Genomic DNA, 5,569 nt, shown 5'->3' with positions numbered 1-5,569 from the left:
TTTTTGAATATCCAAAAGCAATTAACAAAATAGTATAATACTAAGCAAATGTTACATTTTAAAATGAGGGTTGATTTGTTTTTATCTCTTTTTATATGAATGAATATTCTTTGATATTCAAAAGATAAAAAATAGTAGAATAAAAGCTGAATAAAGACTGTTTTTAGTAAAAAATATACTATTTTTAGGTATGAATAAATTTAGAAAGAAAAAAGATTTAGCGTTCCTTTACATTCAGAAACAATACTTACTTACTTTTTTGAATACAGTAGCCTTATTTCAATACTTTTTAATAAGTCTGCTAACTACTTACAATTTTATGGGACGTTCTAAATTTTATCCACACGAGAAAAAACTTTATGACTTGCGTTTGAAGTACGATGACTTACCTCACTCTATTCAAGAAAGAATAGACAACTGGAAAGCTAAAAAGACTAAAACAGGCTATCATCTTGAATACGTAGAAGAAGCTGAAAAAATAGAAGCTCTTATTTCAGAATGGAACGAAAACCGAGAACTTTTTGAAGTGATGGAAGAAGTATCAACTACTGAATCTATCCTAAATGATTCAGAAAACTATGAACTCACAGAAGCAGAAACAGAGCTTGATGAAATCATCAATGAGTTTGAAGTTGCACAAAACCTCCAACATTCCGAAGCTATCCAAAAAGAAACAGAAAATAGAGAAGAAACAGAAGAAGAAATTTTTGAAGAAGAAAGCGAAACAGAACCTTTTGCATCCGAAGCCACAGAAGAAAATACAGAACATTCCGAAGCTATCACGAAAGAATTAGGTTTGTCTGTTCCCCTTGATATTCGTGAGCGTTTACCACAAAATCTACTTTCTTTCCGAAACAGTTTAAAAAACTTGATAGAAAAAGCGTGTTTTGATTTGATATACGAATCACACGAAGCAGGAGAACCTAGAGATACATTCTTGTTGCAAGACTTTGAAGAAAAGCGAATAGTAAAAGTATTCTCTGATTTTTCTAAATACAAAGGGTATAAAGGGCAATATTACGACATTAAGCGTATTGCTTGTGAACCTCAAAATACCTATCAAATCATACCCAAACATAGCCTAAAAATCCACTTATCGGCTTAATCAGTCATTTTTTTAAAAAACAACACTTACTTACTCATTATTCAAAAAAAACTATGTTTGATATTGCATCAGCAGCCATTAAAGAATTTGCAACTGGATTCAAAGAAGGGTTGATTGAAACCAAAAAAAGAGTAAAATCCCCTTTGCGTTACACCGTCGAAGTCTTGCCTATTTTGGAATACAACTTTGAACAAAATACTTATAAAGAAGGAAAGGAAACAACACTTCGCTTATGGAATCCGAAAGGCTGCATACAAGAAGATGAATTTACAGAGTTAATAGATGATGCTAAAAATTCTGACAGCTCACAGGCAAAGGAAATGTTCGGCTTGCTCAACACCTTTGGTATTTCTTCTGTGTCTGAATGGCTCACTGGCTACATAGAAGGAGAGCGCAAAAAGGAAAAAGCAGACAAATATTTTTTTATGCTTTTCCTCAAAGATGTAGAGAAAAAAAACAAACTCACTAGAAAAATACGCACTAAAACAGTAGGTATTTTTCAAATGATTATTCAGAAAAACGACACCTATAAAATCCTACAAGAACAAATCGTATAAGGTTATTTTGTTCTATTCTACTACTTTCTTTTTACTTGCTTACTTAATTTGAAAATAGAAATGAATCAATCTCTCATCTGCACCAACTTAGATACAACCTTGTCCAATGTAATAGGTAAAATTGGCTTAGTCAAAACGGTTGAAATACTCAATAATTTTGAAAAGGGATTGATTTATTTCTTACCCAAAGAAGGGAAAAGCGATAAAGAACAAATCAAAGACTTTGTTTTATTCAAACTAGCTAATCATCTCAATATTTCAGAGAATGAACTATTAAAAAGCTCCAAACACTATCATTCTCAAATCCGAAGTATAGGCTTTTTACTCTTATCAGAAGCAGGTTTTAGCGATATAGAGACGGCTCATGTCTTTAACAGAAAGCAAGATTTTGTAGGTAGAAAGAAGAAAGAAGTAGCCTTTTTAGTATCACAAAACCACCTCCCTACTCCACAAAAAGAACTTTATGAGCGAATTAGCCACCAACTTGATTTCTACGGAAGCATCAAGTAATACCAACGAACAAACTGAGTTTTCCCCTTTCAATATTCCTATCATTGAAAGAGAGTTTGAGGAGACAGACACACCCTCAGAAGACACAGACGAACCTATTTTTGAATCTGAAAATACAGAAGAAGATTATGAAGAAGTACCAGAGTTTGAAGTGGAAGAAGAAAGTGAGCAAGAGCAGGAGCAGCCTGTTTACAATGCTGAATTGGCTCAACTCTCTAGCGACACGATACTTTTGGTTCTTGAAAATCTGTTACCCAGTTTAGCGTTTTATTTTGCTGAAATTGACACCACAGAACTAGCAGGAATAGACGTAGCCGAAGGCACAATCGAAAAACTGGAGCAAGTCAATGCAAATCATCAAAATACGTTAGAGGAGACTGTAAAAAAGAACCTCAAACCGATTGAAGCTCCTTTAAAAGCAGTAATGAAAAAGCGAAATCTCAATGTTTCGCCCGAATCAATGCTAATGCTCACAGTAGCAATGGTTTTCGGTAAAATTACGATGGATGTTTTTAAAATGAGAAAGCAGAATGAAAAACTGATAGCTCAAATCATTGCCCTCAACACTCCAAAAAAGGAGGAAGAAACAGAATCTACCACCGAAAAAATAGAAGAAAATGAGCCTTTACAAAAAGAGACTAAGGAGAACGAAACAGCAAAGAAAGATTCAAAATAATGAATTTTCTGATAAGCGTTTAAAACACAATACATTAGTAGAAATAGAAAGAATCATTTGTAATAATGAATCGTGTGAGGAACGTATAAAAGCTATTCAACACATTTTTACGCAGTATAACTATAAGCTAGGACAACTAGCTCTTAGTGAATTTACCTTAGATTTTATTTGATTTATGATAGCTTTCACAGAAAAAGGCAGATACAGACTTTTCAAAAACAGAATAGAAAAACTATCTAAAAGATTCACGACTGGCACTCAAACAGTCAGTATTGATATGAAATATATCACAGCTTACGGATGTGAAAGTAGTTTTTTAATATCTGGTCTTGCTAGAATCAAAGGAAGTGAAGGAACTACGTTTGAAGCACATATTTTAAAGAAACTCTCCACCAAAACAGCCACAAAAAGAAGGGTAAGGCAATCATTTTTCAAAGAAGTAAAACAGTTTTTAAAAGCAAACACCAAATGAGTAAGCGTGAACCTATTTTAATGGTAGCAACAGGCACAAAAGGAGTAGGTAAAACTTTTACCACTTTGAAGGAGATGCAAAAGTATGTTACCCTTCATAAAAAGAAGGTAGTTGTTTTTGATACGAATTACCCTTATGAAACGTCCTACAAACCATTCAAATCTATTGCTATCAAAAATCTTTCACGTCTGAAAAAGCCACAGATTAGGCGTATTCTGCCTTTAAATTCGGACGGTTCGCCAATGACAAGCGCACAAAAAGAAGAAGCACTGGATAAGATTTTAAATAATTTTTCTGATGGCTTACTGGTCTTAGAAGACATTAATTCTTATCTGATTGCACCTCAAAAAATAGATGTAATCAATGCCCTTACGACCAACAGACACAGGAAAATGGATTTAATGCTCCACTATCAAAGTCTTTCGGTTATTTACCCTCGTATTTGGCAAAATATGGCAGCCGTGCGCTTTCATTACCAATTAGATGACATCACACGCTACAAATCAAAAATACCCAACTATGAGCTAATGAAACTGGCTCAACTACTCGTAAACTATGAATATGAACTGGAGAATAACAAGCGTTTTTTTATCTATGTTGATTTTTACAATAATGCTATTTTGGGGGCAACCAAAAAGCAAATCAGTAGAGCAGCACAGGAATTATTCAGAAGATATAAAACACTCAGAAACGGACTTTCTGAAAGAGAATTTATTACTTCTATGTTATCTAAATACGGAGTTTGACTGTTCTATTTTCTCAGTTCCGTACTTCACAAAACGTATTTGTGAAAGCTCCTTTTTCTTCTATTCAATCGTGATTGTTAGAAAGAGGAAAAAATGGACTTGAGAGGTAGATTAGATTATGTTTCTCCTAAAGCATAGGTAAAAAAATCAAATCAGAATATAATTAGTAAAGCCTTCAAAACTAGAAAAAAACAGTTTTGAAGGCTTTTTTTATGCCTTTATCTGAAAAACTTAAAAAAAAATAATTTGGAAAAGAAGTATCTCTATTCAAAAAAAGGGCAATTCATATACTATTTTCCAACCTTCAAAAACTTGCTTTTCCTTTTGTTTTCCACGTACATTTGAACTCACAATAACGAAAGAAAATCTAATTTTTTAATTCTTATGAATTACAAAGAAATTGCTTTTTACACAGGTGCATCAATGTTAGGAGGCGTTCTTACTGCCCTTATCGTTGAGCTAGTCATAAAACCAGCCGTACAAAAGCACAGAGAAAAACAGGCAGCAAAACAAGCAGCTAAACAGGCAGCAGCCTAACCCTACCATTTATTAAAAAATGGAAACTATTTAATTTTCAACCAGCAACTAATTTTTTCAGTATGAAAAATCACAATAATTTATCTCGTTACGAGCAAGAAGCCGAAGAACACTTCAACAACTACTACGGTGATGAAGAAGATTTTGACGAGCTTGCAGGCTATGACGATTACGACGAGGACTACGACGACGAAGACTATGATGAGGATTACGACGACGAGGACTACGACGATGAGGATTACGACGAAGACTACGATGATGTAGAAGACTTCACAGGAGCAGCCAGCGTAAGTGCCAACACAGGAACAAATAAAACAGGAAAAAGACACCTTACCTTCCGTATCAAAAACGATGAAACGGATGCTGGAGGTAATCCGATTGAAACAACTGTAACGCTTTTTGGTGCGTATGGCAGTTATACTCCTAATCCAAAAGTTCCTATTACGCTTGACGAAGGCGATTATCCAGCTTTCCTTTCAGAGATTGCAGCCAACCCACACACACTGGTAAACCCTCGTTATCGTGTGAAGGTATCTAACCAATATGCTAACTCTTTCCTTATCAGAAAAACAGAAGCATCTGGGCAGATTTCAGAGCAGCGCATCCAACCTCAAAACTATGAAGACCCAAGAAACAACATTCAAAATCTTATTCTTATGAATGATTTTGGATTGGTAGCCGATGGACGTACTTCATTAACTTTCAAAATGGAAGCAGGAGAGGAAATTTCACTTGCCTTTGAAATTGCTGCACGAGTAAACAATACGTTGTTACTTACAGGTGGAAACGCAAAAGGAAAGAAAGGAAAAGGTTGTGAGTGCAAAGGAGGCAAACGTTCAAGGCGTGGTGGTCGCCGTCGTCGTGGTGGAATGCGAAACGAACGCACAAGAAGCTCACGCCGTCGTAACTACTAGAAGGGAGGTATTTTGAAGCAGCAAAAGCCAAATACCCTCCTCAATCTGATAG

Annotated in this window: 8 protein-coding genes; all 8 read left to right on the top strand. The window is 34.9% G+C overall.

Going from position 1 to position 5,569, the window contains the following annotated elements:
* Positions 1 to 319: 319 nt before the first annotated feature.
* The 8 genes from QZ659_RS19945 to QZ659_RS19910 all read left to right on the top strand — a co-directional run bounded on the left by QZ659_RS19945 (position 320) and on the right by QZ659_RS19910 (position 5,517).
* Positions 320 to 1,105, top strand: a complete 786-nt coding sequence (locus QZ659_RS19945) for a hypothetical protein (protein WP_291728766.1) — start codon at positions 320 to 322, stop codon at positions 1,103 to 1,105.
* A gap of 53 nt (positions 1,106 to 1,158) precedes the next feature.
* On the top strand, positions 1,159 to 1,662 hold the full coding sequence (locus tag QZ659_RS19940; protein WP_291728764.1) for a hypothetical protein: 504 nt from the start codon (positions 1,159 to 1,161) through the stop codon (positions 1,660 to 1,662).
* A gap of 60 nt (positions 1,663 to 1,722) precedes the next feature.
* Complete coding sequence (locus QZ659_RS19935; protein WP_291728762.1) at positions 1,723 to 2,172, top strand: hypothetical protein; 450 nt, start codon at positions 1,723 to 1,725, stop codon at positions 2,170 to 2,172.
* Complete coding sequence (locus QZ659_RS19930) at positions 2,126 to 2,848, top strand: hypothetical protein (protein ID WP_291728760.1); 723 nt, start codon at positions 2,126 to 2,128, stop codon at positions 2,846 to 2,848. Before QZ659_RS19935 ends, QZ659_RS19930 begins: the two co-directional genes overlap by 47 nt.
* A 175-nt stretch (positions 2,849 to 3,023) precedes the next feature.
* Entirely contained in the window at positions 3,024 to 3,320 is a 297-nt protein-coding gene (locus QZ659_RS19925; RefSeq protein WP_291728758.1) for a hypothetical protein, read from the top strand.
* Positions 3,317 to 4,066 carry a hypothetical protein gene (locus tag QZ659_RS19920; RefSeq protein WP_291728756.1) on the top strand — a complete coding sequence of 250 codons (750 nt, stop codon included), beginning with the start codon at positions 3,317 to 3,319 and terminating at the stop codon, positions 4,064 to 4,066. The genes QZ659_RS19925 and QZ659_RS19920 overlap by 4 nt, the downstream gene beginning before the upstream one ends.
* Positions 4,067 to 4,450: 384 nt before the next feature.
* The gene (locus tag QZ659_RS19915) at positions 4,451 to 4,603 is read left to right on the top strand and encodes a hypothetical protein (protein ID WP_291728754.1); all 153 of its coding nucleotides are present in this window, start codon (positions 4,451 to 4,453) and stop codon (positions 4,601 to 4,603) included.
* A 62-nt stretch (positions 4,604 to 4,665) separates the two neighbouring features.
* On the top strand, positions 4,666 to 5,517 hold the full coding sequence (locus QZ659_RS19910) for a hypothetical protein (RefSeq protein WP_291728752.1): 852 nt from the start codon (positions 4,666 to 4,668) through the stop codon (positions 5,515 to 5,517).
* The last annotated feature ends 52 nt before the right edge of the window (positions 5,518 to 5,569 follow it).

Source organism: Bernardetia sp. (assembly GCF_020630935.1).
GTDB lineage: Bacteria > Bacteroidota > Bacteroidia > Cytophagales > Bernardetiaceae > Bernardetia.
Note: the sequence above shows the minus strand (reverse complement) of the source record. Positions and strands in the feature narration are given on the sequence as shown.

Excerpts from the sequence above, each read along its gene's own strand:
- QZ659_RS19925 (WP_291728758.1), top strand. The coding sequence starts at position 3,024 with ATGATAGCTTTCACAGAAAAAGGCAGATACAGACTTTTCAAAAACAGA.
- QZ659_RS19935 (WP_291728762.1), top strand. The coding sequence starts at position 1,723 with ATGAATCAATCTCTCATCTGCACCAACTTAGATACAACCTTGTCCAAT.
- QZ659_RS19915 (WP_291728754.1), top strand. The coding sequence starts at position 4,451 with ATGAATTACAAAGAAATTGCTTTTTACACAGGTGCATCAATGTTAGGA.
- QZ659_RS19910 (WP_291728752.1), top strand. The coding sequence starts at position 4,666 with ATGAAAAATCACAATAATTTATCTCGTTACGAGCAAGAAGCCGAAGAA.
- QZ659_RS19920 (WP_291728756.1), top strand. The coding sequence starts at position 3,317 with ATGAGTAAGCGTGAACCTATTTTAATGGTAGCAACAGGCACAAAAGGA.
- QZ659_RS19930 (WP_291728760.1), top strand. The coding sequence starts at position 2,126 with ATGAGCGAATTAGCCACCAACTTGATTTCTACGGAAGCATCAAGTAAT.
- QZ659_RS19940 (WP_291728764.1), top strand. The coding sequence starts at position 1,159 with ATGTTTGATATTGCATCAGCAGCCATTAAAGAATTTGCAACTGGATTC.
- QZ659_RS19945 (WP_291728766.1), top strand. The coding sequence starts at position 320 with ATGGGACGTTCTAAATTTTATCCACACGAGAAAAAACTTTATGACTTG.